Source organism: Stutzerimonas stutzeri, from assembly GCF_024448895.1.
In the GTDB taxonomy this organism is placed as follows: domain Bacteria; phylum Pseudomonadota; class Gammaproteobacteria; order Pseudomonadales; family Pseudomonadaceae; genus Stutzerimonas; species Stutzerimonas stutzeri_Q.
Window position 1 is genome coordinate 1 of sequence record NZ_JAMOIC010000072.1, and the last position, 1,114, is coordinate 1,114.

The 1,114-nt window shown below is 59.3% G+C and carries 1 protein-coding gene; it reads right to left on the reverse strand.

Going from position 1 to position 1,114, the window contains the following annotated elements:
* Positions 1-29 precede the first annotated feature (29 nt).
* On the reverse strand, positions 30-1,058 hold the full coding sequence (locus NA619_RS24985; protein ID WP_255964444.1) for an IS30 family transposase: 1,029 nt from the start codon (positions 1,056-1,058) through the stop codon (positions 30-32).
* Positions 1,059-1,114 lie beyond the last annotated feature (56 nt).

Genomic DNA, 1,114 nt, shown 5'->3' on the forward strand with positions numbered 1-1,114 from the left:
GGCGGTTGCAGGGGCTGAGTGCAACACGGTTATTGAATTGAAGCAGGCGCATCATGCCGCATAGCCATGGCTTCCTGCATCACTTTGCCCATAACTTCAATTGGGCATTTGAAGTCGAAGCGCTTACGTGGGCGCATGTTCAGTTGCAGTGCGATGGCATCCAGTTCTTCCTGGCTGTGTACCGACAGGTCTGTGCCTTTGGGCAGGTACTGGCGGATCAGGCCATTGATGTTTTCGTTGCTGCCGCGCTGCCAAGGGCTGTGCGGGTCGCAGAAGTAAATGGCCACCCCGGTCTGCTGAGTGATTTCAGCATGCAGCGCCATTTCTCGGCCCTGGTCGTAGGTCATGCTCTTGCGCATCGCCAGCGGCATGCCATTGAGCGCTGCACTGAAGCCTTCCATCGCCGAGGTCGCCGTCGCGTCGTTCATCTTCACCAGCATCAGGTAGCCACTGGTGCGCTCCACCAGCGTACCTACAGACGAGGCGTTGGCCTTGCCCTTGATCAGGTCGCCTTCCCAATGCCCTGGCATCAGCCGGTCTTCGATCTCCGGCGGACGTACATGAATACTGACCATCTCAGGGATCTGACCGCGCCGATCCACACCGCCAGAGCGCGGCCTGCGCGTCGTCTTGCTTTGGCGCAGGCAGATGATCAGCTCCTTGCGCAGTTCACCGACCGGCAGGGCATAGATCGCGTTATAGATCGTCTCACGACAGACGTAGGCCTCTCTGAGGCTGGGAATGTTCATGCTGCGCAGCTTGCCGGCAATCTGCTCGGGAGACAAACGCTCACGCAGCATATGAACCACCAGCTCAAAGCGCTCGCTACCCGGCAACAGCTTTCGCATCGGTCGACACACCTGGCGGCGGGCTTGCATCTGCTGTTGGGCTACACGGGCCGAGTAGCCACCACAGGCATCTCGATTGCGGCGCAGCTCCCGGCTGATGGTCGAAGGGGATCGGTTGATCAAGCAGGCAATCCCACGCAGGCTGAAACCTTGGGCATGACCGATTTGAATGGTGGCGCGCTCTTCAACGCTGAGTTCGGTATAAGACATGGGGGCAGCACCGTACCGGAAAGGTCAGGTGTTGCACTCAGTTTTTGCCGCCGCCC

Coding starts and splice junctions, on each gene's coding strand:
- NA619_RS24985 (WP_255964444.1), bottom strand. CDS start 1,058: ATGTCTTATACCGAACTCAGCGTTGAAGAGCGCGCCACCATTCAAATC.